Source organism: Teichococcus aestuarii, from assembly GCF_003116135.1.
Classification (GTDB): domain Bacteria; phylum Pseudomonadota; class Alphaproteobacteria; order Acetobacterales; family Acetobacteraceae; genus Pseudoroseomonas; species Pseudoroseomonas aestuarii.
In genome coordinates this window covers 59,599-83,450 of record NZ_PDOA01000010.1, presented here as the reverse complement: position 1 = coordinate 83,450, position 23,852 = coordinate 59,599, and the positions used below count along the sequence as shown (strand labels likewise).

At 72.6% G+C, this 23,852-nt stretch carries 26 protein-coding genes; 14 read left to right on the top strand and 12 right to left on the bottom strand.

Going from position 1 to position 23,852, the window contains the following annotated elements; all coding sequences use genetic code 11:
- Nucleotides 1–217 precede the first annotated feature (217 nt).
- The 5 genes from arsH to CR165_RS15180 all read right to left on the bottom strand — a co-directional run bounded on the left by arsH (nt 218) and on the right by CR165_RS15180 (nt 4,352).
- Complete coding sequence (gene arsH / locus CR165_RS15200; RefSeq protein WP_109517844.1) at nt 218–970, bottom strand: arsenical resistance protein ArsH; 753 nt, start codon at nt 968–970, stop codon at nt 218–220.
- Nucleotides 970–2,040, bottom strand: a complete 1,071-nt coding sequence (locus CR165_RS15195; protein ID WP_109517843.1) for an ArsO family NAD(P)H-dependent flavin-containing monooxygenase — start codon at nt 2,038–2,040, stop codon at nt 970–972. Before CR165_RS15195 ends, arsH begins: the two co-directional genes overlap by 1 nt.
- Complete coding sequence (locus tag CR165_RS15190) at nt 2,037–3,350, bottom strand: arsenic transporter (protein WP_109517842.1); 1,314 nt, start codon at nt 3,348–3,350, stop codon at nt 2,037–2,039. The genes CR165_RS15195 and CR165_RS15190 overlap by 4 nt, the downstream gene beginning before the upstream one ends.
- A 105-nt stretch (nt 3,351–3,455) precedes the next feature.
- Nucleotides 3,456–3,878, bottom strand: a complete 423-nt coding sequence (gene arsC, locus CR165_RS15185; protein WP_109517841.1) for an arsenate reductase (glutaredoxin) — start codon at nt 3,876–3,878, stop codon at nt 3,456–3,458.
- 120 nt (nt 3,879–3,998) lie between these two features.
- Nucleotides 3,999–4,352 carry an ArsR/SmtB family transcription factor gene (locus CR165_RS15180; RefSeq protein WP_109517840.1) on the bottom strand — a complete coding sequence of 118 codons (354 nt, stop codon included), beginning with the start codon at nt 4,350–4,352 and terminating at the stop codon, nt 3,999–4,001.
- Between the two features lie 197 nt (nt 4,353–4,549).
- On the opposite strand from CR165_RS15180, the gene CR165_RS15175 reads away from it, so the two are divergent.
- Nucleotides 4,550–4,942 carry a PRC-barrel domain-containing protein gene (locus CR165_RS15175; protein ID WP_109517839.1) on the top strand — a complete coding sequence of 131 codons (393 nt, stop codon included), beginning with the start codon at nt 4,550–4,552 and terminating at the stop codon, nt 4,940–4,942.
- 100 nt (nt 4,943–5,042) lie between these two features.
- On the opposite strand, the gene CR165_RS15170 is transcribed toward CR165_RS15175, so the two are convergent.
- On the bottom strand, nt 5,043–5,552 hold the full coding sequence (locus tag CR165_RS15170) for a DUF4347 domain-containing protein (protein ID WP_109517838.1): 510 nt from the start codon (nt 5,550–5,552) through the stop codon (nt 5,043–5,045).
- Between the two features lie 192 nt (nt 5,553–5,744).
- On the opposite strand from CR165_RS15170, the gene CR165_RS15165 reads away from it, so the two are divergent.
- Nucleotides 5,745–6,434, top strand: a complete 690-nt coding sequence (locus CR165_RS15165; protein WP_109517837.1) for an ABC transporter permease — start codon at nt 5,745–5,747, stop codon at nt 6,432–6,434.
- An 81-nt stretch (nt 6,435–6,515) separates the two neighbouring features.
- Nucleotides 6,516–7,466: an ABC transporter substrate-binding protein gene (locus tag CR165_RS15160; protein ID WP_109517836.1), complete on the top strand. Its 951-nt coding sequence runs from the start codon at nt 6,516–6,518 to the stop codon at nt 7,464–7,466.
- Between the two features lie 79 nt (nt 7,467–7,545).
- Here the strand turns inward: CR165_RS15160 and CR165_RS25090 are convergent, their stop codons facing one another.
- Entirely contained in the window at nt 7,546–8,784 is a 1,239-nt protein-coding gene (locus CR165_RS25090; protein ID WP_181378188.1) for a hypothetical protein, read from the bottom strand.
- Between the two features lie 210 nt (nt 8,785–8,994).
- On the opposite strand from CR165_RS25090, the gene CR165_RS15145 reads away from it, so the two are divergent.
- A complete protein-coding gene (locus tag CR165_RS15145; RefSeq protein WP_109517833.1) occupies nt 8,995–9,768 on the top strand; it encodes an ABC transporter permease in 774 nt (257 codons plus the stop codon).
- Nucleotides 9,769–9,800: 32 nt separating this feature from the next.
- The gene (locus CR165_RS15140) at nt 9,801–10,592 is read left to right on the top strand and encodes an ABC transporter ATP-binding protein (protein ID WP_109517832.1); all 792 of its coding nucleotides are present in this window, start codon (nt 9,801–9,803) and stop codon (nt 10,590–10,592) included.
- Between the two features lie 31 nt (nt 10,593–10,623).
- On the opposite strand, the gene CR165_RS15135 is transcribed toward CR165_RS15140, so the two are convergent.
- Nucleotides 10,624–10,833 (bottom strand): DUF1289 domain-containing protein, encoded by a 210-nt coding sequence (locus tag CR165_RS15135; RefSeq protein ID WP_109517831.1) that lies wholly within the window; start codon nt 10,831–10,833, stop codon nt 10,624–10,626.
- A gap of 143 nt (nt 10,834–10,976) precedes the next feature.
- Between CR165_RS15135 and CR165_RS15130 the strand changes: the two genes are divergently transcribed.
- The 9 genes from CR165_RS15130 to CR165_RS15090 all read left to right on the top strand — a co-directional run bounded on the left by CR165_RS15130 (nt 10,977) and on the right by CR165_RS15090 (nt 19,753).
- A complete protein-coding gene (locus CR165_RS15130; protein ID WP_109517830.1) occupies nt 10,977–11,762 on the top strand; it encodes an SDR family oxidoreductase in 786 nt (261 codons plus the stop codon).
- Nucleotides 11,759–12,178: a dihydroneopterin aldolase gene (locus tag CR165_RS15125; RefSeq protein ID WP_109517829.1), complete on the top strand. Its 420-nt coding sequence runs from the start codon at nt 11,759–11,761 to the stop codon at nt 12,176–12,178. Before CR165_RS15130 ends, CR165_RS15125 begins: the two co-directional genes overlap by 4 nt.
- Before the next feature lie 649 nt (nt 12,179–12,827).
- The gene (gene uvrC / locus CR165_RS15120) at nt 12,828–15,104 is read left to right on the top strand and encodes an excinuclease ABC subunit UvrC (protein ID WP_408887539.1); all 2,277 of its coding nucleotides are present in this window, start codon (nt 12,828–12,830) and stop codon (nt 15,102–15,104) included.
- 19 nt (nt 15,105–15,123) lie between these two features.
- A complete protein-coding gene (pgsA, locus tag CR165_RS15115) occupies nt 15,124–15,741 on the top strand; it encodes a CDP-diacylglycerol--glycerol-3-phosphate 3-phosphatidyltransferase (protein ID WP_109517828.1) in 618 nt (205 codons plus the stop codon).
- A gap of 68 nt (nt 15,742–15,809) precedes the next feature.
- Nucleotides 15,810–16,406 (top strand): hypothetical protein, encoded by a 597-nt coding sequence (locus CR165_RS15110; protein ID WP_109517827.1) that lies wholly within the window; start codon nt 15,810–15,812, stop codon nt 16,404–16,406.
- Between the two features lie 5 nt (nt 16,407–16,411).
- Nucleotides 16,412–16,663, top strand: a complete 252-nt coding sequence (moaD, locus tag CR165_RS15105) for a molybdopterin converting factor subunit 1 (protein ID WP_109517879.1) — start codon at nt 16,412–16,414, stop codon at nt 16,661–16,663.
- 4 nt (nt 16,664–16,667) lie between these two features.
- On the top strand, nt 16,668–17,123 hold the full coding sequence (locus CR165_RS15100; RefSeq protein ID WP_109517826.1) for a molybdenum cofactor biosynthesis protein MoaE: 456 nt from the start codon (nt 16,668–16,670) through the stop codon (nt 17,121–17,123).
- A gap of 4 nt (nt 17,124–17,127) precedes the next feature.
- Nucleotides 17,128–18,525 (top strand): hypothetical protein, encoded by a 1,398-nt coding sequence (locus tag CR165_RS15095; RefSeq protein WP_245906459.1) that lies wholly within the window; start codon nt 17,128–17,130, stop codon nt 18,523–18,525.
- 61 nt (nt 18,526–18,586) lie between these two features.
- On the top strand, nt 18,587–19,753 hold the full coding sequence (locus CR165_RS15090; RefSeq protein ID WP_181378187.1) for an OprO/OprP family phosphate-selective porin: 1,167 nt from the start codon (nt 18,587–18,589) through the stop codon (nt 19,751–19,753).
- Nucleotides 19,754–19,792: 39 nt separating this feature from the next.
- Here CR165_RS15090 and gltX read toward each other — a convergent pair whose 3' ends face one another.
- The 4 genes from gltX to CR165_RS15070 are packed head-to-tail and all read right to left on the bottom strand — an operon-like array spanning nt 19,793 to nt 23,851.
- On the bottom strand, nt 19,793–21,142 hold the full coding sequence (gltX, locus tag CR165_RS15085; RefSeq protein ID WP_109517824.1) for a glutamate--tRNA ligase: 1,350 nt from the start codon (nt 21,140–21,142) through the stop codon (nt 19,793–19,795).
- Nucleotides 21,139–21,540 carry a hypothetical protein gene (locus CR165_RS15080; RefSeq protein WP_109517823.1) on the bottom strand — a complete coding sequence of 134 codons (402 nt, stop codon included), beginning with the start codon at nt 21,538–21,540 and terminating at the stop codon, nt 21,139–21,141. Before CR165_RS15080 ends, gltX begins: the two co-directional genes overlap by 4 nt.
- A gap of 28 nt (nt 21,541–21,568) precedes the next feature.
- Complete coding sequence (locus CR165_RS15075; protein WP_109517822.1) at nt 21,569–22,921, bottom strand: NAD(+) synthetase; 1,353 nt, start codon at nt 22,919–22,921, stop codon at nt 21,569–21,571.
- A 15-nt stretch (nt 22,922–22,936) separates the two neighbouring features.
- Nucleotides 22,937–23,851 carry a DMT family transporter gene (locus tag CR165_RS15070; protein WP_109517821.1) on the bottom strand — a complete coding sequence of 305 codons (915 nt, stop codon included), beginning with the start codon at nt 23,849–23,851 and terminating at the stop codon, nt 22,937–22,939.
- Nucleotide 23,852: the final 1 nt, after the last annotated feature.

Here is a 23,852-nt window from a genome sequence, read left to right as displayed (position 1 = left end):
CGCGGCAGGCTTCGAAGAACTCACCATCGCCAAGCCATTAACACCCTGACATTGTTGGCAGATTTTCTGGTCTCGGGATTGGCGCACTCGGTGGCTCCGAGTCTGAAGAAAGCCGTGCGCCTGTCCGTGGAACGTGCAGAGGCGCACGCCGCAGATCAAAGGGTTACGGCGTGCGCAGTCCATCTAAGTGCGCGCCGTTATATGAGCAGCGGCGCCCTCATCCGGCCGCGCCGGAGAGCCTGGCCAGATCCTCCCTGGCCAGATCTTCCCTGGCCTGCTTCTCCGCCCGCTCCTTGCGCTCGCTGTAGCGGTCGGTGAGGTGGGCCGAGATGTCGCGGGTGAGCAGGGTGAACTTCACCAGCTCCTCCATGACGTCCACGACGCGGTCGTAGAGCGGCCCCGGCAGCATCCGGCCCGCCGCGTCGAACTGCTCGAAGGCCTTGGGCACGGAAGACTGGTTGGGGATGGTGACCATCCGCATCCAACGCCCGAGCAGGCGCAGGGTGTTGACCGCGTTGAAGCTCTGGCTGCCGCCGGAGACCTGCATCACCGCCAGCGTCCTGCCCTGGGTCGGCCGGACGCCCCGGCTTTCCAGCGGCAGCCAGTCGATCTGGTTCTTCAGGACTCCCGTGACGGCACCATGCCGCTCCGGGCTGCACCAGACCTGGCCCTCGGACCAGAGGGAGAGTTCCCGCAGTTCCACCACCTTGGGATGGTCGGCGGGCACGCTGTCCACAACGGGCAGGTCGCGGGGATCGAAGACCCGCGTCTCGGCGCCGAAGCGGCGGAGGAGGCGCTCCGCCTCCAGCGTCAGGAAGCGGCTGTAGGACCGCTCGCGCAGCGAGCCGTAGAGCAGCAGGATGCGCGGCGGATGCCGGCTGGCGCCGGGAATGCCGAGCTTCCCACGGTCCGGCATCTCAACCTGGTCTTCGGAAAGGTTGGGCAATGAGAGGTCGAGGTCAGCGGGCATCAGGATCTTTCCGTTGTCAGGAAGTGCTGAATGGCATGGACGGTGCCGCGGGCGGACCGGGTGATGCCCGCCAGGGTCGCGGAGGCGGCGCCGGTCCAGTCGCCGTAGCCGAGCAGCCAGAGGCGTGGCTCACGCGTGGAGCGGCCGTTCTCGACGGCCACGCGCCCATCGGCCTCCAGCACGCCGAGCGGCGCCAGGTGGCCGAGATCCGGGCGGAAGCCCGTGCACCAGATGACGGCGTCCACGGGGCTTTGCGTCCCGTCCTGCCAGACCACCCCCTCCGGCACGAAACGGGCGAATGGCCGGACGGCGTGGAGCCTGTTCCGGTCCCGGGCCTCGCGGACCGGCGGCACCATGACGATGTCGCCCAGCCCGCCCCCGGGCGCGGCCGGCTCCCGGCCCTGCATCTGGGCATGCACCCGCTCGGTGGCCCGCGCGAACAGCACGCGGCCATCCACCTCATCCGGCAGGAAGCGGGGCGGCTCCAGCGTGACCCATGTCGTCTCGGCGACCCGGGAAAGCTCGGCCAGGATCTGCGCGCCCGAATTGCCGCCGCCCACCACCAGCACGCGCTGGCCCGCGAAGACGTGCGGCGAGCGGTAGGCGGAGGAATGGATCTGCCTGCCCTGGAACAGCGCACCGCCGGGCCAGGGCGGGATGAAGGGCCGGCTGGCGCCGCCGGTCGCGCTGATGACGGCCCGGGCACGCCAGGTGCCACGGTCGGTCCGCACCGACAGGCCGCCCTCCATGCGCAGGACGCTTTCGGCGCGCACGGGCCGCCGGACGGGCAGGCCGTATCGCTGCTCGTAGCGGGCCAGGTAATCCACGACATGGTCGCGGCCCGGATAGCCCCCCTCCGAGGGCGGCATGGGCCAGCCGGGCAGCGAACTCATCGCCGCGGGCGAGAACAGCCGCAGCGAATCCCATGCCCCGGGCCAGGCGCCGCCCGGCCGGTCATGGGCGTCCAGGATGGCGAAGGAAATGCCGCTCCGGCGCAGGAAGTATCCGGCGGCGAGCCCGGACTGCCCGCCGCCGATGACCACCACATCGTGCAGGGCGCCCTCGCTCATGGCGCGCCCACCACGGGCAGCCAGAGCGCCAGGGCGGCCAGCACCGCCAGGAGGACAGGCGGCGTGATGACGAGGCCGACCCTCATGTACTGCCCCCAGGTGATGGTGGTGCCCTTGCGCGCCAGCACGTGCAGCCACAGCAACGTCGCCAGGCTGCCGATGGGGGTGAATTTGGGGCCGAGGTCGCAGCCGATGACGTTGGCGTAGATCATCGCCTCGCGGATGGCGGGCGGGATGCCCTGCGCCTGCTCGATGGCCAGGGCGCCGACCAGCACGCCCGGCATGTTGTTCATCACCGAGGAGAGCAGCGCGGCGCCGAAGCCGGTGCCGATGGCCGCGGCCCAGAGGCCATGCCCGGCCAGCCATTCCAGCACCCCGGCCAGATGGCCGGTCAGCCCGGCGTTCCGCAGCCCGTAGACCACGAGGTACATGCCGAGCGAGAAGACGACGATCTGCCACGGCGCCTCGCCCACCACCCTGCGGATGGGGATGACGCCGCCCTGCCCGCCCCGGTGCCAGCGCCCGGCCAGCACCAGCAGGATGAGGGCCGCGGCGCCGGTCACCACGGCCACCGGCACGCCGAGCGGCGCCAGGACGAAATAGGCCAGCAGCAACAAAGCCAGCAGCGGGAAGGCGGCGCGGAAGACGAGGGCATCGCGGATGGCGGTGCGCGGCGCCTCCAGCTGCGCCAGCGGATAGCGCGCGGGGATCTGGCGCCCGTAATAGGCCCAGAGCACGGCGAGCGTCGCCGCCAGCGCCACCAGGTTCACCGGCACCATGACGGCGGCGTAGCGGTCGAAGCCGATGCCGAAGTAGTTGGCGGAGACGATGTTGACGAGGTTGGAGATCACCAGCGGCAGGCTGGTGGTGTCGGCCACGAAGCCGCAGGCGACGATGAAGGCCAGCGTGGCGCCCGCGGAGAAATTCAGCCGCAGCAGGATGGCCATGACGATGGGCGTCAGCAGCAGCGCCGCGCCGTCATTGGCGAAGAAGGCGGCGATGAGCGCGCCGAGGAGCACGATGAGCGGAAACAGCCGCCGCCCGCGGCCGGCGCCCCAGCGCGCCACGTGCAGCGCGGCCCACTGGAAGAAGCCCGCCTCGTCGAGCAGCAGCGAGATGATGATGAGCGCCACGAAGGTGAAGGTGGCGTCCCACACGATGCCCCAGACCACGGGCACATCGGCCCAGCCGATGACGCCGGTCAGCAGCGCCAGCACGGCGCCGCCCATGGCGCTCCAGCCGATGCCGAGGCCGCGTGGCTGCCAGATGACCAGCACGAGGGTGAGGACAAAGATGGCGAGGGCCAGCATGGGGCATGTTCTCTCGGGCGTTGCGCGGCGCCGGCCCATCCGCTGCCTTGGATGGCAGCGGCGCCGCGCGCCGCGTTCAGGGACGGAAAGGCGCGGGCGCCCGGCTCAGATCAGGCGGTGGCCCTGTGCGTCGACGACCTGTTCGCCATCCTCCTTGGCGAAGGCGCCCCGCTGCGGGTTCGGCAGGATGTCGAGCACCGCCTCGGACGGGCGGCAGAGCTTCACGCCCAGCGGCGTCACCACGACCGGCCGATTGATGAGGATCGGGTGCGCCATCATGGCGTCGAGCAGCTCGTCGTCGGTCAGCGAGGAATCGCCGAGGCCGAGTTCCGCATAGGGCGTGCCCTTCTGGCGCAGCACGTCGCGCACCGGGACGCCCATGCGCCGGATGAGGCCGGCCAGCGCCTCCCGCGTCGGCGGCGTCTTCAGATACTCGATGACCTCCGGCTCCTCGCCGCTGTTGCGGATGAGGGCCAGGGTGTTGCGGGACGTCCCGCAGGCCGGGTTGTGGTAGATGGTGACGGTCACGACGCCTTCCCTCTGGCTGTGTGCATCCCCGGCGCCGCGCCGCCTCCCGGCCTGTGCCAGGCGGCTGGACGAGGCCGCTGGCGGGGCGCCTCACGGGTCTTGCCGGGCATCCTCGTGCCCTCAGGCTGCGGAGGTCTTGCGAAGGCGGGTGGCCTGGGCCGCCGGCCCGCAGGCAGGGGCGCAGGCGGCTTCGCCACCGCAGCAATTCTCGGTCAGGTAGGCCACCAGCGCGTTCATGGATGCCGGCGCCATGGCGTAGAGGAGCTGGCGGCCGGCGCGGCGCTGCGTGACCAGCCCCGCCTGCAGGAGCTGCTGCAGGTGGAAGGTCAGTGTCGAGGACGGCGTGCCCAGCCGCTCGGCGATGACGCCGGCGGGCAATCCCTCGGGGCCCGCCTCCACGAGCAGGCGGTAGGCCGCGAGCCGATGCTCATGGGCCAGGGCACCCAGGGCCGCCACAGCCTGCTTCGGTTCCATGCCACCCCTCACCTTTCGATGAAATTCGAAATATCTCTGCCTGCGGCCGGAGTCAACGACATTTCGAGGATTATGGGAATCTAGCCCAACCCTGGACGGGGGGAACGCCTTTGTTTCTGCCGCGGATACTTCATCAACCTGGCGCTGCCCGTGCGCGTTAGAGCGGCGTATCCAGACTCGGAAGAAGGAACGCCATCATGACACGCAAGATCCTGCTCGCTGGCGCCGCCACGGCCTTCATGCTGGGCGGTGTCGTGTTGCCCGCCCAGGCGCAGAGCACCGGCCAGGCCCCGGCCGCCGCGCAGACGCGCATCGAGTCCGGCCAGACCCGCGCCAAGGCGATGCTCGACCGCGATGTCTACAGCTCGGACGATGTGGAGATCGGCGAGGTTGAGGACCTGATCCTCAACGCCCAGAACCAGGTCGTGCTCGCGGTCATCGAGGTCGAATCCCGCCTGGGCTTCACCGACAAGTATGTGGCCGTGCCGGTCTCCCAGCTGACGCCCGCCGCCAACAACCGCGACCGGATGACGCTCTCCATGACCCGCGACCAGGTCAAGGCGATGCAGGGCTTCCGCTACGAGGACTGATCCCCGGCCCGCGGATGCATGAAGGAAATGCCCGCCTCTCGGGCGGGCATTTTCTCTCGTGCCCTTGCCGTGGCGCACGGAACCGGAGAGGCGGCGGCCTTCAGCGCAGGGCGGCAGCCTCGGCCGTGGCATGGCCGCGCGGCGCCCACACCCAGGCCGGGCTGCTCAGAGCGGCGGGCACCGTCATCTCCGGCGCGCCGAAGCGGCTTTCCTCCGTCATCACGTCCCGCCCCAGGGCACGCCCCAGCATGGCCATCAGCCGGCCCCCGCTGGCGCCGGCGCCGGCCATTTCCAGCAGTTCCAGCCTTCCCTGCGGCAGCAGCGTGGCGCCCAGCGCCGCCAGCACCCAGCCGCGCTCCTCCGCCGTCTCCGGCTCCAGCACCACCGTACCCAGGGTGACGCGGCCGGCCCCGCCCGGCCCGACCAAGCGGATGCTCTCCAGCGGCGCCAGCTCGGCGGCGACCTCGGCCACCTGCACCAGCCCGTCCCGCGCCATGTCCAGCACCAGCACGGCCACGTCCTCGCCCGCGGCCGCCAGCAGCGCGCCCCAGGCCGTCTGGCGCGGATCGAGCACCAGGAGGTGGCGCGGGGTGGCGGCATCGTGCGGCATGTCTCGGATCCTCAAACTCGGGCCACTCCAGAATGGCCCCGATCCGCCAAAGAATTCCTTGACGCAGAGCAGGTTTCTCCCGGCTTTCGCCTCTGCAGGCACCCTGGCAGATGCCGGCAAGGAGCGGCAGGGGCGGGCTTGCCCCCGCCTCCCGCAATGGGCATTCCGGCCGCACCATGCCCTTCTCCCGCCATGACTGACCTGGCCGAAGCCTTTCTGCTGGCGCTGCGGCTGATCGGCGGCGCCGACCCGGAGCTGACGCGCATCGTCGGCCTTTCCCTGCGCGTCTCGGGCAGCGCGGCGCTGTTCGCCTTCCTGCTCGGCCTGCCGCTGGCGGCGCTGCTCACCATCGGCCGCTTCCGCAGCCGTGGCATGATGCTGGTGCTGGCCAACGCGGCGCTCGGCCTGCCGCCGGTGGTGGTGGGCCTGGTCTGCTACCTGCTGCTCTCGCGCAGCGGGCTGCTCGGGCCGCTCGGCTGGCTGTTCCGCCCCCAGGCCATGGTGATGGCGCAGACCGTCCTGGCGCTGCCCATCGTCACGGCGCTGGCCCACCGCGCGCTGGCGCCGCAGTGGGAGGAGGTGCGCGACCCGCTGCGCATCGACGGCGCCGGCCCGTTCCGCTGCGGGCTGGAGCTGGTACGGATGGCGCGGCCGGCCCTGGCCACCGTGTTCCTCGCCGCCTTCGGCCGCGCCATCGCCGAGGTCGGCGCCATCCTGGTGGTGGGCGGCAACATCCGGGGCGAGACGCGCACCATGACCACCGCCATCGCGCTCGAGACCCAGAAGGGCGACCTGCCGCTGGCGCTCGCCCTCGGCTTCATCCTGCTGCTGGTCTGCCTCGGGGTCAGTGCCGCCACGCTGCTGCTCGACCGGCGGCGCTGAGCCCTTCCCCGCGGCCCGGCGGCGGCGCTACCCTCAGCGGCAATGGGGGAAGGCCGCCAGGCCCTGAGGAGAGACCACATCATGCATCGCCGCCTGTTCCTGGGCGCCGCCGCCGGCGCGCTCGCCCTGCCATCCGTGCTGCGGGCGCAGACCCTGCCCAAGATCACCATCGGCATGTCCGGCTGGACCGGCTTCGCGCCGCTGACCCTGGCCGAGCAGGCCGGGCTGTTCAAGGCCAACGGCATCGAGGTCGAGACGCGCTTCGTGCCGCAGCGCGAGCGCAACCTGGCGCTGGCCGCCGGCGCGCTGAACTGCGTCGTCACCACGGTCGACACCATGATCCTGTGGGGCAGCACCATGCCGCTGGTGCAGGTGTTGGTGCTCGACCGCTCGAAGGGCGGCGACGGCATCGCCGTGCGCCCCTCGGTCGGCGGCTGGGCGGGCCTCAAGGGCAAGACCATCGCCGTGGATGGGCCGGGCACCACGCCCTATTTCGTGCTGGCCTACATGCTGCGCGAGAACGGCATGACCATCAAGGACGTGCAGACCGCGACGCTGGCGCCGCAGCCCGCCGCCCAGGCCTTCGTCGCCGGCCAGTTCGACGGCTGCTCCACCTACGAGCCCTACCTCTCCCAGGTGCGGGCGATGGGCGAGGACAAGGGCCGCATCCTGGCCACCACCATCCAGCACCCCTGCGTGGTGGACACGCTGGCCTTCACCCCGGACTTCGTGGCGAAGAACCCCGAGGCAGTGAAGCGGGTGGTCAAGAGCTGGCACGACGCGCTGGCGATGATCGCGCGCGAGCCGGACAGGTCCTACGAGATCATGGGCAAGCGGGTGAACCAGAGCGCCGAGGCCTTCAAGGCCAGCGCGCAGTTCATCGAGTGGCAGGATGCGGCGAAGAACCGCGCCTATGTGGCCGATGGCCTGCCGCAGTTCATGACCAAGGCGCTGGAGGTGCAGAAGGAGGCCGGGGTGGTGCGCCAATCCCCCGATCTCGGCAAGCTGCTGGACACCCGCTTCCTGGCCTGAGAGCCGGAAGGGCAGCAGGCCGGGGAAACACCGGCCGGGGAACACTGGCCGGGGGAGCACCCTCCCCCGGCCGCCTTTCTCAGAAGGCCATGCTCAGGCCGAAGCGGAAGCCCTCATAGCCGCGCTCGCCGTCGATGTAGGTGGCGCTGAGGCGCACCGGCATGACGCGGCCCACCGTGGCCGTCACGCCGTATTCCTGCCAGTTGGAGACCGCCAGGTCGCTGCCCGTCATGCGGGTGTCGACGAAGGAGGCGCCGATCGTGACGGGGCGGCCGGACACCTCGCCCACCGGCTTGGTCAGCGAGACGCCGTTGCGGAAGTACGGGTTGCTGAGGTCGTACTTGACGTCGTACTCGCCGACCTTCAGCGGCCGCGTCATGTAGTAGCCGAAGCCGTTGGCGACGCCGAGGGTCAGCTGGCCGGGCAGGCCGATGCGCAGGTCGCTGGTGATCGAGCCGCCCCACACCATGCCGACGGCGCCGATCTCCTCGGAGCCGGCGGCGCCCCAGCGGGCGGCGGGCGTCACCGCCCAGCGCAGCTCCGGCGTCGTCACCACCGGCAGCCGCACGCCGAGCGAGCCGGAGCCGATGTAGGACACGGCGCCGCCCGTCTCGGTGATGCTGAGCGGCAGGTTGAAGAACACCTCCGGCCCGTCCTGGCGGAAGGCGTAGGAGGCGGTCAGCGGCAGCTGGTAGACGTTGGTGTCGAAGTCGCGCGTGCTCTGGCTGTTGAAGTTGACGCCAGCGCCGAAATGCCAGCCGGCGGCGCGCGGCGTCATGTCGCCGAGGTCGCCGGGCAGGCGGGTGGCGACGGCGTAGTCGGCCATCACGGACTGGCCGAGCAGCGAGCCCGGGTTGCCCGCCACCGGATCGGCGGTGGTGGTGGAGACCACGGCCTTGGCGATTCGCTGCAGCTCCTCGGTCGCGCCCGGGGCGTCGCCCTTGGCGAAGCTCTCCAGCTCGCGGCGCGAGGCGGCGAGGGTGCCGGCATCGAAGGTGCGCTCCACGCCCGCGCCGGGAACGACGAGCCGGAGGGCGCTGCTACCGGGGGTGGAGACCACCTGGGCCGGCACGCCGCGCAGGTTCACCATGGCGCTGACCGGCACGCCGGGGCGGTAGTTCGGCGCGATGGCCTGGATGCCACCCGGGTCCAGCACGCTCAGCAGGTCGTCCAGGGTGCTGTAGCTGCGGCTGTAGCTCTGGCCGCCGACATTCAGGTCGAGGTTGAAATTGTCCGCGGCATGGCCGGCGCGGGGCGCGAGCAGGGCGCACAGGGCGGTGGTTGCGAGCAGCAGGGCGGAGAGATGGCTGGAGCGCATGAAGAGGGGACTGCCAATGATTGCGAGGCCGACACCACTACCCCAGATTGCGCCTGTCATCTTCCCGCAATTTAAATGGGCAGCACGAAATCGTGAGCATAGTGTTCTGCATGCCACAGCTTGAACTGGGCCAATGATGCCATTGCGGCCGGCCCGTCAATTGCATACCAGTTCTTCACCGCTGTGTTGACGCTGGATGAACGAGGCTCCGTGGAACCCCTGAAACCTGTTTCCGCCTCCGTCCGGGTCCTGCTCGGCATCGGCTTCTTCGCGCTGTTCATCGGCCTCTGGGCGCTGGTGACGCTGGGGGGCTATGTGCAGCCGCTCTTCCTGGCCTCGCCCGGGCGCGCGCTGGCCGCCGGCTGGTCCCTCTTCACCGAATACAACTTCCTCGGCGACATCGGCATGACGGTGTGGCGCGTGCTGGGCGGCTTCCTGGTGGCGGCCGCCTTCGCCGTGCCGCTCGGGCTGATGATGGGCGCCTACAAGCCGGTGGAGGCCTTCTTCGAGCCCTTCATCTCCTTCGCCCGCTACCTGCCCGCCTCCGCCTTCATCCCGCTGCTGATTCTCTGGGCCGGGGTGGGCGAGGCGCAGAAGCTCTCCGTCATCATCCTCGGCAGCGTCTTCCAGATCGTCATCATGGTCGCCGTCATCGCCGGCGCCACGCGGATCGATCTGGTGGAGGCGGCCTACACGCTGGGGGCGCGGCAGGGCGGCATCCTGCGGCGCGTCATCATCCCCGCCGCGGCGCCGCAGGTGATGGAGGCGCTGCGACTCGTGCTGGGCTGGGCCTGGACCTACGTCATCGTCGCCGAGCTGATCGGCGCGCAGAGCGGCATCGGCCACATGATCATGGACAGCCAGCGCCTGCTCGACACGGGGCAGATGATCTTCGGCATCGTCGTCATCGGCCTGATCGGGCTGGTGACGGACCTGCTGTTCAAGGCGCTCAACCGCCGCCTGTTCCGCTGGGCCTCGCTGTGAGCGGCGGCGCGCAGGCGATGCGGGGCCTTCCCATGGGTCTGTCCATCCGCGGCCTCACCCGCACCTTCCCCGGCCAGGGCCGCGCCGCGCCGACGCTGGCGCTGCAGCCCACCGACCTCGACGTGGCGCCGGGCGAGTTCGTCTCGATCCTCGGCCCCTCGGGCTGCGGCAAGTCCACCCTGCTGCGCATCGTGGCCGGGCTCGACCGGCCCACGGGCGGCCATGTGACGCTGAACGGGCGGCAGGTGACGCGCCCGGGGCCGGACCGCGGCATGGTGTTCCAGTCCTACACCCTGTTCCCCTGGCTGACGGTGCGGCAGAACATCGCGTTCGGCCTGCGCGAGCGGGGCCTTCCCGAGGCGCAGATCCGCGAGACCACGGAGAAATTCATCGCCCGCACCGGGCTGCGCGGATTCGAGGAGCACTGGCCGCGCCAGCTCTCGGGCGGCATGCAGCAGCGCACCGCCCTCGCCCGCGCCCTGGCCAACGATCCCGAGATCCTGCTGCTCGACGAGCCCTTCGGCGCGCTCGACCACCAGACGCGCGAGCTGATGCAGGAGCTGCTGCTGGAGGTGTGGGGCGCCGACACGCCGGAGACCCGCAAGACCGTGCTGTTCGTTACCCACGACATCGACGAGGCAGTGTTCCTGGCCAACCGGGTGCTGGTCATGTCGGCCCGTCCGGGCCGGGTGAAGGCGGAGGTGCCGGTGCCCCTGCCCTATCCGCGCGACTGGACGGTGAAGACCACGCCGGATTTCGCCGCGCTGAAGGCCCGGCTGATGGCCGAGATCCGCGAGGAGGTGCGCAAGGCGGCGCTGGCCTGACCCCAAGGGGGGCAGCCGCCGCTTCGCCGCGTCAGCCTTTCTTCTTCCGCCGCGCCGCCTCGCCCGTCACCGCCCCCTCGGCGGCCAGCGCCGCCAGCCGCGCCGGGAGGTTCTCCAGGATGGCGTCGCGATAGCCGGGCATGCGCTTCCAGGCCTTGCGCTCGGGCTTGGTCATGCCGCAGCCGAGGCACCATCCGGTGTCCTCGTCGAGTTCGCAGACCTTGATGCAGGGGCGTTCCATGCTCCCGCAGATGGGAATGCCCGGCGGCGGCGCATCCTGCTCGGGCCGAATGCCAGACCGGCCCCTGGGCCATGCCCGGCCAATGCAGGACGGCAGACGCCGGGTGCTGGACGCTGGCGCGCCGCCTTGCCATCTGTGCGGCCATGCAGATTCCAGACACCATCCCCCGCGTCGCGCTGGTGACCGGCGGCGCCCGGCGGCTGGGGCGGGCCATTGCCCTGGCCCTGGCGGAGGCCGGGTTCGACATCGCCCTGCATTACCGGGGCAGCGCCGATGCGGCCGAGGCGACGGCGGCGGAGATCCGCGCCCTCGGCCGCCGCGCCCTCCCCTTGCAGGCGGCGCTGGAGCGCGAGGCGGAGGTGGCGGGGCTGCTGCCCGCCGCGCAGGCGGCGCTCGGCCCGGTGGGGGTGCTGGTGAACAACGCCGCCACCTTCGAGCGCGACGAATGGCACGACGCCACACGCGAGAGCTGGGACCGGCATATCGAGCCCAACCTGCGCGCGCCTTTCGTGCTGGCGCAGGCCTTCGCCGCCGCCCTGCCGGAGCGGGCCGAGGGGCTGGTGCTGAACATGCTGGACCAGCGCGTCTGGTCCCTCACCCCGCATTTCGTCAGCTACAGCGTCTCCAAGGCCGGGCTGTGGGCGCTGACGCAGAGCCTCGCCCTGGCGCTGGCGCCGCGCATCCGGGTTAACGGCATCGGCCCTGGCCCCGCCATTCCGAGCCCGCGGCAGACGCCCGAGCATTTCGCCGCGCAATGCGCCGGCACCCCGCTCGGCCGCGGCACCAGCCCGGAGGAGGTGGCGCGTGCCGTGCTCGCCATCCTGTCCCTGCCGGCGATGACGGGGCAGATGATCGCCCTCGATGGCGGCCAGCACCTGCAATGGTCGCCCCAGAGGCCGCCCCAGAACGGCGAGAGGGCCGCGCCATGAGCATCGCCCCCGATGTCACCCCCGATGCCACCCCGGACGCGGCCCCGGGCCTGCGGCGCGTCTTCATCCGCCGCCTCGGCGTCGCGGCGCGCCTTGGCGTCTATCCGGAGGAGGAGGCGGCGCCGCAGCGCGTGCTGATCGACATCGAGCTGCTGGTGACCGACGACGCCGCCCCCCATGGCGTGGGAGAGGACCGGCTGGAGCGGGTGGTGGATTACGAGGCGGTGGCCAACACCGCCCGCGGCCTGGCGCTGGCCGGCCACACCCGTCTGGCCGAGACGCTGGCCGAGCGCATCGCCTGCGCCTTGCTGGCGGGCGACGGCCGCATCCGGCTCGCCAGGGTCACGGTGGAGAAGCCGGACATCATCGCCGATGTGGAAGGCGTGGGCGTCACGGTGGAACGGCGGCGCGGCTGAAGCCGTGCCCAGATGCTGGGCACTTCCTGCCTCGGTCCTCGTCCGAGAGGGCCGGACGGGGCGTGTCCGGCCCTCTCGCGGGTCTCGCGGGCCGCGCGAACAGCGCGCCGCGGTATTCGCGGCTGTGCGGCATGACCGCCATGCGCGGCCGGCATGGTTTTCACATTGCCGTTCCGTACCGAGCTCTGCCCGCTTCTCAGGCACTTCGTGAAAATGCGTGTTACGACAAAGTTTCGCTCCAGGGAGAGCGGCGTAATCCACAGGCTTTTCCACCGCTGCGGTGGACAAGTTTCCGTGTCGACACGCCGGCAAAACAGAACACAAAGAGTATATATCACGCTTCCGTGATACTGGCCGTCTCTGCGGACGGGATTTCATCCACCGCCCAGCGCACCCCGCTGCTTGCGGCGCCGCGTCAATGGCATTCTCCCTCTTGACGGGCCGGAAGCTGCTGATTTTCATATAAATCATTTAAAAACAACAGTTTGATTTTTTGCCCAAACTCTAGGCATCGTCGTGTGAAGCGCAGATGACAGCCATTTCCCTGCATTCACCCCCTGTTCATCCACAGGGTTTTCCACAGCTTCTGTGGGCAAGTCCTCCGGCTCCTGCCCTTGAGCCGGCCCGCCCGACATGGTTGATCCGCCCCATGCAGAACACCGGCCCGGACGAGCCAGCCGCCGACGCGCCAGACCCCCACAGGCCCGACCCTGGCGAGCCTGCTCCCGCAGAAGCGGCCACCGGGGGCGACGGCTCCGAGGCGCCCGTGCTGGAAGGCGTCGCGGTGATCGAGGCGGCGCTGGCCACCATGCCCTTCTCGCCCGGCGTCTACCGCATGCTCGATGCCAAGGGCGACGCGCTCTATGTCGGCAAGGCGCGCAGCCTGAAGAAGCGCGTGGTGGCCTACACCCAGCTCGCCCGCCTGCCGGAGCGGCTGCGCCGTATGGTGCACGGCACGCGGCGGATGGAGATCATCACCACCGGCAGCGAGGCCGAGGCCCTGCTGCTGGAGGCCAACCTCATCAAGCGGCTGCGGCCGCGCTTCAACATCGTCCTGCGGGACGACAAGTCCTACCCCTGGCTGGTGCTGACCGAGGACCACCCCTTCCCGCAGATCGGCAAGCACCGGGGCGAGAAGCGCAAGGGCGCCAGCTACTGGGGCCCCTTCGCCAGCGCCTGGGCGGTGAACCAGACCATCACCGCGCTGGAGAAGGTGTTCCTGCTCCGCTCCTGCCGCGACACGGTGTTCGAGAGCCGCGACCGGCCCTGCCTGCTGCACCAGATCAAGCGCTGCTCGGCGCCCTGCGTCGGCCGCGTCAGCCCGGAGGAGTATGCTGGGCTGGTGCGCGACGCCAAACGCTTCCTCTCCGGCGAGACGCCCTCCATCCAGAAGCGGCTGGCGGCCGAGATGGAGCAGGCGGCCGAGGCGCTGGAGTTCGAGCGCGCCGCCGCCCTCCGCGACCGTATCCGCGGCCTCACCCATGTGCAGGGGCAGAACGCCATCAACCTGGAGGGGGTGGGCGACGCCGACGTGGTGGCGCTGCACCAGATCGCCGGGCAGAGCTGCGTGCAGGTGTTCTTCTTCCGCGGCGGGCGGAACAACGGCAACCGCTCCTTCTTCCCCTCCCACCTGAAGGACGATGCCGAGCCGGAGGAGGTGCTCTCCGCCTTCCTCACCCAGCTTTACGACGACCTGCCGCCGCCACCGCTGGTGCTGCTCTCCCATCCCCTGCCGGATGCCGGGCTGATCGCCGAGGCGCTGGCGCTGAAGGCGGGCCGCAAGGTGGAGCTGCACGCGCCGCAGCGCGGCGAGAAGCGGATGGCGGTGGACCACGCCAGCACCAATGCGCGCGAGGCGCTGGAGCGCCGCCTGGCCGAGGGCACGGCCCAGGCCGCGCTGCTGGAGGGCGTGGCCACGCTGTTCGACCTGCCCGAGACGCCGCGCCGCATCGAGATCTACGACAACAGCCACATCCAGGGCAGCCATGCCTATGGCGTGATGGTGGTGGCCGGGCCCGAAGGCTTCCTGAAGACCGCCTACCGCAAATACGCCATCCAGGGCGGCACCGGCCTGGCCGGCGCCGCGGCGCTGCGCCACGGCGCACCCCCGCCCCCGTCCCTGTCCCCGCTGCCGCCGCCGGCCCCGGCGCCGGCCGATCCGCCGGGCGCTCCCTCCCCGCCCGCCGCCGCGCCGGTCGAGGCGCCGGTCGAGGCGCCGCGGATTCCGCCCGAGATCGCCGCCGAGGTGCCGGGCGGCCTGGCCGAGACCCGCCCCTCTCCCCGCCCCGCCAACCGGCGCCCCGGCGGCGGCAGCCGCGTGGCCAGCGGCGGCGGCGACGACTTCGCCATGATGCGCGAGGTGTTCGAGCGCCGCTTCGGCCGTGCCCTGAAGGAGGACCCGGAGCGCCAGGGCGAGGGTTGGCCCGACCTGGTGCTGATCGATGGCGGCGCCGGCCAGCTCTCGGCGGCGCGCGAGGTGATGGCGGAGCTGGGGCTGGAGGATCTGCCGATGGTCGCGGTGGCCAAGGGGCCGGACCGCGATGCGGGGCGGGAATGGTTCCACAGCGCCGGCCGCGCCCCCTTCCAGCTGCCGCCGCGCGACCCGGTGCTGTACTACCTGCAACGCCTGCGCGACGAGGCGCACCGCTTCGCCATCACCACCCACCGGGCCGGCCGCTCCAAGTCGATCACCCGCAGCGAACTGGACGAAATCCCCGGCGTGGGCAGCGCGCTGAAGCGGCGGCTGCTCAACCATTTCGGCTCGGCGCGGGGGGTGCGGCAGGCCGGCCTCGAGGATCTCGGCAACTGCCCGGGCGTCGGTCCATCGATGGCGGCGCGCATCCATGAGCATTTCCACCCTGGCGCGGGCGGGGCGAATTTGGGAAAGCACACATCGGGCAAGCCGCCGGGGCGCCCCGCGGGATAAAGCTCGGGAAGAGAACACTGTGCCGACCGACCTGCCGAACCTGTTGACCCTCGCCCGCATCGTGGCGGTGCCGCTGCTGGTGCTGCTGGCGGCGCTGCAGACGCCATGGGGCGACGTGGCGGCCTGCGCGCTGTTCTCGGCCGCCGCCATCACCGACTATTTCGACGGCAAGATCGCCCGCGAGCGGCAGCTCACCTCCGCCTTCGGCCGCATGCTGGACCCGATCGCGGACAAGCTGCTGGTGGCGGCGGCGCTGATGCTGCTGGCCGGCCTCGGGCGGCTCTCGCTGCTCGGGCTGCTGCCGGCCATCGTCATCATGCTGCGGGAGATCCTGGTCTCGGGCCTGCGGGAGTATCTCGCAGGCCTCGCCGTCGGCCTGCCGGTGACGCGGCTGGCCAAGTGGAAGACCGGCGTGCAGATGACCGCCCTCGGCGTGCTGCTGGCGGGCGACAGCGGCGCCGGGGCCCTCGGCCTCGGCCTGCTGCCGATCGGCGCGCTGGGCGAGCTGCTGCTGTGGCTGGCGGCCGCGCTGACGCTGCTGACGGGGTGGGACTATCTCCGCGCCGGGCTGCGCCATGCCGGGCAGCAGGACAGCGCCCGCGCCAACGCCGCCCCCAAGGAACTCTCCCGCCCTTGAGGCCCCCGCACTTGAGCGGGCGGCAGGGCGGGCGCATCTTTCCCGCAACGCAGTCTCAGGAGGGGCGGATGGCCCAGCTTTCACGTGGCAAGACTCCCGGCAGGCCCGGCCCCTGGGCGCGTCCGGCGGGGCTGGCGCTGCTGCTTGGCCTCGGCGCCTGCGCCTCCTCCTTCACCGGCGACCCGATCACCGTGCCGGCCGACAGCCTGACCACCCAGCGCATCCTCGGCATGCCGACCCAGGCGGAGCCGCTGATGCCGGTGCCCGGCAATGTCTGGCCCACCGAGGAGGACCAGGCCGAGCGCCCCACCCTGGGCACGCCCGACATCCTCAACCGCCCGGCCGACCCGCCGCCGCCGAACCGGCCGATCCCGCGCGGCAGCAGCACGCCGCCCGAGCTGCTGACCCCCGGCACCGTGCTGCCGCGCGACAACCGCGCCGACTTCCAGGCCCCGCCCCCGCCGGCCGAGCCGGCCCCGCCGCCGCGCCGCGCCGGGCGCGTCATCCCCACCCCCTCCGGGCCGGCCGTCACCACCACGGAGGGGGCGGGCTACAGTACCTACAACTCGCCGGGCGGCGGCTCCGGCGTCGCCATCCCGCAGGGGGCCACCACCACGCTGCTGGGCCAGGACGGCTCGGTGCGCCAGGTGCCGACGCCGCGCTGATGGCCATGGAAATCCTCTACTTCGCCTGGGTCCGGCAGAAGGTCGGCCAGGGCGCCGAGACGCTGGAGCCGCCGGCCGAGGTGGCGGACGTGGCGGGGCTGATGCGCTGGCTGGCGGCGCGCAGCCCGGGCCATGCGGCGGCCTTCGCCCAGCCGGGGCAGATCCGCGCCGCGGTGAACCAGGAATTCTGCCCGCCCGACCACCCGGTGCGGCCGGGCGACGAGGTGGCCTTCTTCCCCCCCGTGACGGGCGGCTGAGGCCATGGCCACGGTCCGCGTGCAGGAAGCACCCTTCGACATCGCGGCCGAGCAGGCGGCGCTGGCGGAGGGCCGTGTCGATGTCGGCGGCATCGCCGCCTTCACCGGCCTGTGCCGCGCCGATGACGGCATCGCGGCGCTGGTGCTGGAGCACTACCCCGGCATGACGGAGCGGGCGCTGGCCGGCATTGCCGCCGAGGCGGAGGCGCGCTGGCCGCTCACCGGCTGCACCGTCATCCACCGCGTGGGGCGCATCCTGCCCGGCGAGCCGATCGTGCTGGTGCTGGCCGCCAGCGCCCACCGCACCGCCGCGCTGGAGGCCTGCGCCTTCCTCATCGACTGGCTGAAGACCGGCGCCCCCTTCTGGAAGCGCGAGGAATTCGCCGACGGGCGCGAGCGCTGGGTGGAGGCCCGCGCCAGCGACGACGCCGCCGCCGAGCGCTGGCGGCAGGCCGTCTAGCGCCATGCGCCGGGCCGGGCGCCTCGCCGCCATCCTCGCGGCGGTGCCGCTGCTGGTCTGGCCCGCCTTCCTCAACGGCTACCCGCTGCTGTTCAGCGACACCGGCGCCTTCCTGGCGCAGACGGTCGAGCCGCTGATGATCTGGGACAAGCCCTGGATCTACGGCCCGCTGCTGCACCTGTTCCATTGGGAACAGACGCTCTGGGCGCCGCTGCTGGCGCAGGGGCTGGCGCTCTCGCACCTGCTGTGGCTGACCCAGCGCGTGCTGCGCGCCACCGGGCAGGGCACGGGCGCCACGCCGGCCGCGCACCTGCTGCTCTGCGCCGCGCTCGCCACCCTCACCGCCCTGCCCTGGGTGGCGGCGCTGCTGATGCCGGACATCCTCACCCCCCTGGCGGTGCTGGCGCTGTTCCTGCTGGGCTTCGCCCCACCCGGCGCGCTGTCCCGTGGCGAGGCGCTCTACCTGCTGCTGCTCGGCGCGCTCGCCATCGCGGCGCATCTGTCCAACCTGCCGCTGGCCTTCGCGCTGCTGGTGCTGGCGGCGCTCTACGCCCGGGCGCTGCGGCCGGTTCTGCGGGTGGCGGCGCCGCTCGGGCTGGCGGTGCTGCTGCTGCTCGGCAGCAACGCCGTGGGGCATGGGCGGCTCTCCCTCTCGCCCTATGGCTCCACCTTCCTGCTGGCGCGGCTGATCGGCGACGGGCCGGCGGCGCGCACCATCGCCGAACGCTGCCCGCAATCGGGCTGGTATCTCTGCGCCTGGGCCGGGCGCCTGCCGGCGGACAGCGACGTCTTCCTCTGGACCCCCGACAGCCCGGTGAACCGCGACGCCGAGGGCCGCCCCCGCTTCCTCGGCGGCGTGCTGCTGGCGGAGGAGGCACGGATCATCGTGGCCGAGACGCTGCGGCGCGAGCCCCTGGCCGTGGGCTGGGCGGCGCTCGGCAATGGCGCGGCGCAGCTCTTCAAGGCCGGGGTGGGAGACACGCTGAGCCGCCACGCACTGGGTGATTCGGTCCGCCCGCGCCTCGTCCAGGCCTTCCCGCCCGCCGAGGTGGCGGCGCATGACGCCGCCGCCCAGGCGCAGGACCGGCTGGAGGGCCTCGCCGCGCCCTTCCTCTGGCCGCAGGGCGTGGTGCTGGTGCTGGGTGCGCTGGGGCTGCTGGCCTTCTGGCGCGCGCTGGCCCGGCGCGGCGGCCCCCTGCCCGAGGCGGAGCGGCGGCTGCGGCTGGCCTTCGTGCTGGTGCTGCTGGTCGCGGTCTCGGGCAATGCGCTGGCCACCGGCGCGCTCTCCAAGCCGCACCACCGCTACCAGGCGCGCATCGCCTGGCTGATGCCCTTCGGCGCCCTGCTGCTGGCCCTGCCCCGCCGCCCAGCCGCCCACCCCCTCCCGCCCGGCGCCGATTGACGGCGCCATGGGCACCCGCCAAGGCTGGCGGCCCCCGCCCCTGCGCCGGATCATCCGCCCCATGCGCCATGCCTTGCTCGCCCTGCTCGTCCTCGCCCTGCCGGCCGCCGCGCGGGCGGAGACGGCCTATTCCCTTGGCAATGGCGCGGTTCGGCTGACGCCGACCCTGCAGTTCGACGCCGATGCGGGCAGCTATTTCGGCCAGAACCGGCCCGGCGGATTCCGCCCCGGCGCCAATCTGCGGCGCGGCTATCTGGGCTTCGAGGCCAGCGTTGGCGAAGATGTGACCTTCGCCTTCGCCTGGGATTTCGGCGGCGACCCGAACGACCACAGCGACCTCTACGAGGCCTGGGTGGGCTATTCGGGGCTCGGCATCGGCACGCTGCGGGTGGGTGCCTACGAGCCGCGCCACATGCTGGAGGAAGCCAGCAGCTCGCGCGACCTGCTGTTCATGGAATCCGCCGCCGCCACCAACCTCGCCTCCGGCCTGGCCTCGGGCGATACGCGCCTCGCCATCGGCCTGGAGGCGAATGGCGAGCGGTGGACCGCCTCCGGCTACGTCACCGGCGGCCTCGCCTCGCAGCCCAACAGCTGGGGGCAGCGCGGGCTCGTCGGGCGGGTGACGGCGCTGCTGCCCACGCCCGAGGGGCTCGTGGCGCAGCTCGGCGTGAACGGCGCCTACCAGTTCCGCCCCGGCGACAAGAGCGACCCGCAGAGCATCGCCCTGTCCGACTACCCGGAGCTGCGGCTGAGCGGGCGGCAGCTGCTGGACACGGATGCGGTACGCGCCAGCAATGCCTGGGCGGTGGGCCCGAGCTTCTCGGCCGGCCTCGGCCGCTTCTACGCCCAGGCGGAATACCAGCGCATCGGCGTCGAGACGGAGGAGAGCGGCGGCCGGCAGGTCCAGGCCTGGTACCTGGCCGGCGCCTACACCCTGCTTGGCCGGCCACGCCGGCACGATGCCGAGGACGGCACCTGGAAGCGCCCGACCCCGGAGGCGGACAGCGCCTGGGGCGCCTGGGAGCTGGCCGGCCGCTACAGCGCCGCCGAGCTGCGGAATGGCCCGGTGCTGCGCGGCGGCGCCCAGCGCATCTGGACGGCCGGCCTCAACTGGTACCCCACCGAGACCCTGGCGGTGATGCTGAACTACCAGAACGGCATCCTGCGGCTGGATGAGGAGAACCGCCGCTTCCAGGCCATCGGCCTGCGCCTGAGCTTCTCGCTGTAGGCGGCGGGGGGCGCCGCGCGCCCCCGCGGGGGTTCCGCCCTAGGCGCCGCCCCGCGCCGCCCGCAGCCGGGCCACCGCCCGCTCCCGCCCGATCACCGGCAGGAAGAGCTTCAGCTCCGGCCCGTGCTCGGCACCCGTCAGCGCCCGGCGCAGCGGCAGGAACAGGGCCTTGCCCTTGCGCCCCGTGGCGGCGCCGAGGGCGCGGGTCCAGGCGCTCCAGCTTTCCTCGTTCCAGGGCTCGGGCGGCAGCGTCTCCAGCGCGGCGCCGAGGAACTCCGCCTCCTCCGGCTGCGGCGCCGGCGCGATCTCGCCGCGCGCCACCTCCCACCAGTCCCGCGCCTCGCCCAGCAGGTCGAGATTGCCGCGGATGGCCAGCCAGAAGGTCTCGTCGGCGCCTTCAGGCAGGCGGTCCCGCACCGTGGCGAAGTCCAGCCCGTGCAGGTGGCGGCGGTTCAGCGCCAGCAGTTGCGTCGGGTCGAAGCGCGCCGTGCTGCGCGACATGTTGGCGAGCGCGAAGCCCGGCGCCAGCGCCGCCGGCGGCGCCGCCACCGGGTCCTGCGAGGAGCCGAGCGCCGCGAGATAGCCGACCAGCGCCACCGGCTCGATGCCGTCCCGCCGCAATTGCCGCAGTCCCATGGAGTTCAGCCGCTTGGAGAGCGGCCCTCCATCGGCATCGGTCAGCAGCGGCAGGTGCGCGAAGCGGATGGCGCCCGGCCTGCCCTGCGGGCGGCCGCCCAGCGCCTCGAGGATGTCGATCTGCACGCCGGTGTTGGTGACGTGGTCCTCGCCGCGCACGATGTCGGTGACGCCCGTCTCCAGGTCGTCCACCACCGAGGTGAAGGTGTAGAGGAAGGAGCCGTCGGCGCGGATCAGCACGGGGTCGGAGATGGGCGGCAGCTTCACCTGGCGGCGGCCCAGCACGCCGTCCTGCCACTCCACCGTGCGGGTGGCCAGCTTGAAGCGCCAGTAGGGCTTCTTGCCGTTGTCCAGCGCGCGTTGCAGCTGCTCGGCCGTCATCTTCAGTGCGGCGCGGTCATAGACCGGCGGGCGGCCCTGCTTCTGGCGCTGGTCGCGCTTGAAGCGCAGCTCCTCCTCGCTCTCCAGGCAGGGGTAGAGGTGGCCGCTCTTCTTCAGCTTCTCCGCCGCCAACTCATAGCGGTCGAGCCGGTCGGACTGGCGGAAGCTCTCGTCCCAGTCGAGGCCCAGCCAGCGCAGGTCCTCCTCGATGCCGGCGGCATATTCCGGCTTGCTGCGCTCGGTGTCGGTGTCGTCGAAGCGCAGCACGAAGCGGCCGCCATGGCGGCGGGCCAGCAGCCAGTTGGCCACCGCCACGCGGGCATTGCCGACATGCAGGTAGCCGGTGGGGCTGGGCGCGAAGCGGAGCTTCATCCCTCTTCCCCCTCCTCGCCCGCATCCGCGTCATCCTCGAGCCGGCGGGGGTCGAGGATGCGCCAGTTGCGCTCCTCCGGGTCGCGGCTCGGCGTGGCGGCGAAGTCGCGGATCTCGGCGCCGCTGGTCCAGCCCTGCGCCTCGGCGCCCGTCACCTCGGCATCCTCGCCGAAGGCGAACCAGGCGGCCAGCACCTCGTCCGGCGTCAGGCCGGGGGCGCGGCAGCGCTCGATGCTGTCGCGCACATAGCGGCGGGCGAAGCCGTTGGCCTGCAGCAGGGTCGGGAAGTTGCGGACGATCTCCACCGGCTCGGCGCCGTTGCCGCCCGAAAGGTCGCGGATCACCACGCTGAAGCCGCCCTTGGGGGCGAAGATGGTGTCGTCGAAATCGCCGCTCATCGGTTGCCGCTCATGCAGATAGGGCTCGTCATTCCGTGGTCGCGTGGGTGAAGCCATGGCCGATGGGGTCGCGGCCGAAGCCGTGGCGGCTGAGGCGGGGCCCCTCCGGCGCGCGGCGGCGGGAGCCGGCCGCCCCGGCCATGCGGCGCCAGAGTTCCGGCACCTCTCCGGGGTCGTATCCCCCGGCGGCCAGCGCGTCCACACCCTTGTGCTCTTCCAGCAGGCCGCGCAGCAGCCCGTCGGTGCCGGCATCGCCCGGCGGGGCGGGCAGCCCGTGGGCGACCGCCAGGGCCGCCAGCTCGGTGCGGAACAGGTCGCGCAGCGGGGCGAAGTGGCCGGCGCGCTGGCCCTCGCCCAGGGCGAGCGCCGTCTTGTCGGCGGCGTTCACCAGCAGGGCGCGGCGCGCCTCCGCCTCGGCCCAGAGCGCGGCCTCGCGGGCATGGCCCGCCTCAGCGCCCGCGGCCTCCGCTGGCCACACCGGCAGCGGCGCGGCCAGGGCGGCGCACAGCGCGGCCGCCTCGCCCTGCGCCGGATCGACCAGCACGCCGGAGAATCCGCCCCGCGCCACCGCCTCGGCCAGGGCAAAGGCCAAAGCGCGCCACAGCCGTGCCGGCTCCGCCTCCAGCGGCGGCAGGGGCTGCGGGGCGCAGGCCCAGCCCTGCGGGCCGGCGCGCCATTCGGTCAGCCAGAGCCCGTCCGCCGCCTCCGGCCAGCGCGCGGCCAGGGCGCAATCGGCGTTCAGGGCGAAGCCGCCGCCGGGCCAGATCGCCTCGCCCTGGGCGGCGTGCAGGTTCAGCGCCAGCAGCGGCAGGCCGGTCTCCACCACGCGCGGCACGGCGCGGTCGATGGCACGGTCGGCCGGCTTGCGGCGGAAGGGGGTGGCGGAGAGCGAGACCAGCAGCTCCGCCCCCGTCTCGGCCAGCGTCTCGGGCACGGCGGGGTCGTCGAGGTCGGCGCCGGCCATCAGGCCGAGGCGCAGGCCGCGGAAGGCCACCGGGCCGGGCGACGGGCCCGGGGCGAAGACGCCCTCCTGCGCCGCCAAAAGCCGGTGGCAGGCGCGGCGGGCGACGACGCGCCCCCCCTCCAGCAGCGCCAGCCCCTCATGCAGCACCGCGCCCTCCGCCCAGGGCAGGCCGACCACCAGCCCCGGCCCGCCATCCGCCGTGGCGGCGGCGAGGCGCGCCAGCGCCACCTCGCAGGCGGCGCGGAAATCGGGGAAGCAGGCCAGGGCGGCGGCGGGCGCGCCGCTCAGCGAGGCCAGCGGCGCGAGCAGCAGCGCGGCGCCCTGGCGGGCGGCCCCGGCGCGGGCTTCCAGCAGGGCGGCGGCGTTCGCCGCGACCGCGCCCAGGCGCGGGTGCGGCGCGGCCAGGGCGATGCGCATTGCCTCCGCCACGGCTCAGCGCCCCCCGCCGAGCACGCCGAGCGCCATGCCCGCCGAGACCATGGCGACGCCGGCCAGCCCGGCCAGGCCCAGCGGCTCGCCCAGCAGCGGCCAGGCGGCCAGGGCGGCGAGCGCGGGGGTAAGCGCGGTGATGGTGGTGGTCAGCCCGCCGCCCAGCGCCACCACGGCGCGGGTGAACAGGAAGCCCGCCACCACCACGGCGATGAAGCCCTGGTAGAAGAACTGGAAGCCGATCGCCCCCGGCGACGCCGTGCCGAGGCTGGAGGGCAGCACCAGCCACCACACCGGCAGGTAGAGCAGCGGCGGGTAGAGCGCGAGCACCGTGGTGGCGGTGATGGCCGAGACGCCCCAGCGGCGGATCAGCACGGTGAAGCTCGCCCAGGAGAAACAGCCGAGCAGGAAGATCAGGTCGCCCCGCCAGGCGCCGGGATAGGTGCCGAAGGTGTCCGAGGCCAGCAGCCCGATGCCCAGCGCCACCACGCCGAGCGAGAGAGCGCGGCCGCGCGAGAAGCGCTCGCCCAGGAACAGCGCCGCCAGCAGCGCCGTGGCGAAGGGCAGCAGCCCGGTCATGATGACGCCGCCATGCGCGGCGGGGGCGAAGCTGAAGCCCCAGTAGGCGGCGAGCGGGAAGCCGAAGGCGGCGCCCGCCATCAGCCCGAGCGCGCGCCGCCAGGGCAGCCGCGGCCAGCCGAAGCGCGCCACCAGCGCCAGCCCCGCCAGCAGCGAGCCGGCGTAGCGCAGCGCGCCGACATCCCAGGGCGTGAAGGCCTGGCGGGCGGAGAGCCGGCCGGAGAGGGCGAAGCCGCTCCAGACCAGCACGACGGCGAAGGCGCAGAGCAGGCCGATCGCCCGCTCCCGGCTGGCGGGGCGGGGGGCGGCGGCGGGGCCCAGGGCGGAATCGGCGGACATG

What these genes read in the sequence shown, in the direction of transcription:
- arsH (WP_109517844.1), bottom strand. Translation starts at nt 970, where the DNA reads ATGCCCGCTGACCTCGACCTCTCATTGCCCAACCTTTCCGAAGACCAG.
- CR165_RS15195 (WP_109517843.1), bottom strand. Translation starts at nt 2,040, where the DNA reads ATGAGCGAGGGCGCCCTGCACGATGTGGTGGTCATCGGCGGCGGGCAG.
- CR165_RS15190 (WP_109517842.1), bottom strand. Translation starts at nt 3,350, where the DNA reads ATGCTGGCCCTCGCCATCTTTGTCCTCACCCTCGTGCTGGTCATCTGG.
- CR165_RS15180 (WP_109517840.1), bottom strand. Translation starts at nt 4,352, where the DNA reads ATGGAACCGAAGCAGGCTGTGGCGGCCCTGGGTGCCCTGGCCCATGAG.
- CR165_RS15175 (WP_109517839.1), top strand. Translation starts at nt 4,550, where the DNA reads ATGACACGCAAGATCCTGCTCGCTGGCGCCGCCACGGCCTTCATGCTG.
- CR165_RS15170 (WP_109517838.1), bottom strand. Translation starts at nt 5,552, where the DNA reads ATGCCGCACGATGCCGCCACCCCGCGCCACCTCCTGGTGCTCGATCCG.
- CR165_RS15165 (WP_109517837.1), top strand. Translation starts at nt 5,745, where the DNA reads ATGACTGACCTGGCCGAAGCCTTTCTGCTGGCGCTGCGGCTGATCGGC.
- CR165_RS15160 (WP_109517836.1), top strand. Translation starts at nt 6,516, where the DNA reads ATGCATCGCCGCCTGTTCCTGGGCGCCGCCGCCGGCGCGCTCGCCCTG.
- CR165_RS25090 (WP_181378188.1), bottom strand. Translation starts at nt 8,784, where the DNA reads ATGCGCTCCAGCCATCTCTCCGCCCTGCTGCTCGCAACCACCGCCCTG.
- CR165_RS15140 (WP_109517832.1), top strand. Translation starts at nt 9,801, where the DNA reads ATGGGTCTGTCCATCCGCGGCCTCACCCGCACCTTCCCCGGCCAGGGC.
- CR165_RS15135 (WP_109517831.1), bottom strand. Translation starts at nt 10,833, where the DNA reads ATGGAACGCCCCTGCATCAAGGTCTGCGAACTCGACGAGGACACCGGA.
- CR165_RS15130 (WP_109517830.1), top strand. Translation starts at nt 10,977, where the DNA reads ATGCAGATTCCAGACACCATCCCCCGCGTCGCGCTGGTGACCGGCGGC.
- CR165_RS15125 (WP_109517829.1), top strand. Translation starts at nt 11,759, where the DNA reads ATGAGCATCGCCCCCGATGTCACCCCCGATGCCACCCCGGACGCGGCC.
- uvrC (WP_408887539.1), top strand. Translation starts at nt 12,828, where the DNA reads ATGCAGAACACCGGCCCGGACGAGCCAGCCGCCGACGCGCCAGACCCC.
- CR165_RS15110 (WP_109517827.1), top strand. Translation starts at nt 15,810, where the DNA reads ATGGCCCAGCTTTCACGTGGCAAGACTCCCGGCAGGCCCGGCCCCTGG.
- moaD (WP_109517879.1), top strand. Translation starts at nt 16,412, where the DNA reads ATGGAAATCCTCTACTTCGCCTGGGTCCGGCAGAAGGTCGGCCAGGGC.
- CR165_RS15100 (WP_109517826.1), top strand. Translation starts at nt 16,668, where the DNA reads ATGGCCACGGTCCGCGTGCAGGAAGCACCCTTCGACATCGCGGCCGAG.
- CR165_RS15095 (WP_245906459.1), top strand. Translation starts at nt 17,128, where the DNA reads ATGCGCCGGGCCGGGCGCCTCGCCGCCATCCTCGCGGCGGTGCCGCTG.
- CR165_RS15090 (WP_181378187.1), top strand. Translation starts at nt 18,587, where the DNA reads ATGCGCCATGCCTTGCTCGCCCTGCTCGTCCTCGCCCTGCCGGCCGCC.
- gltX (WP_109517824.1), bottom strand. Translation starts at nt 21,142, where the DNA reads ATGAAGCTCCGCTTCGCGCCCAGCCCCACCGGCTACCTGCATGTCGGC.
- CR165_RS15080 (WP_109517823.1), bottom strand. Translation starts at nt 21,540, where the DNA reads ATGAGCGGCGATTTCGACGACACCATCTTCGCCCCCAAGGGCGGCTTC.
- CR165_RS15075 (WP_109517822.1), bottom strand. Translation starts at nt 22,921, where the DNA reads ATGCGCATCGCCCTGGCCGCGCCGCACCCGCGCCTGGGCGCGGTCGCG.
- CR165_RS15070 (WP_109517821.1), bottom strand. Translation starts at nt 23,851, where the DNA reads ATGTCCGCCGATTCCGCCCTGGGCCCCGCCGCCGCCCCCCGCCCCGCC.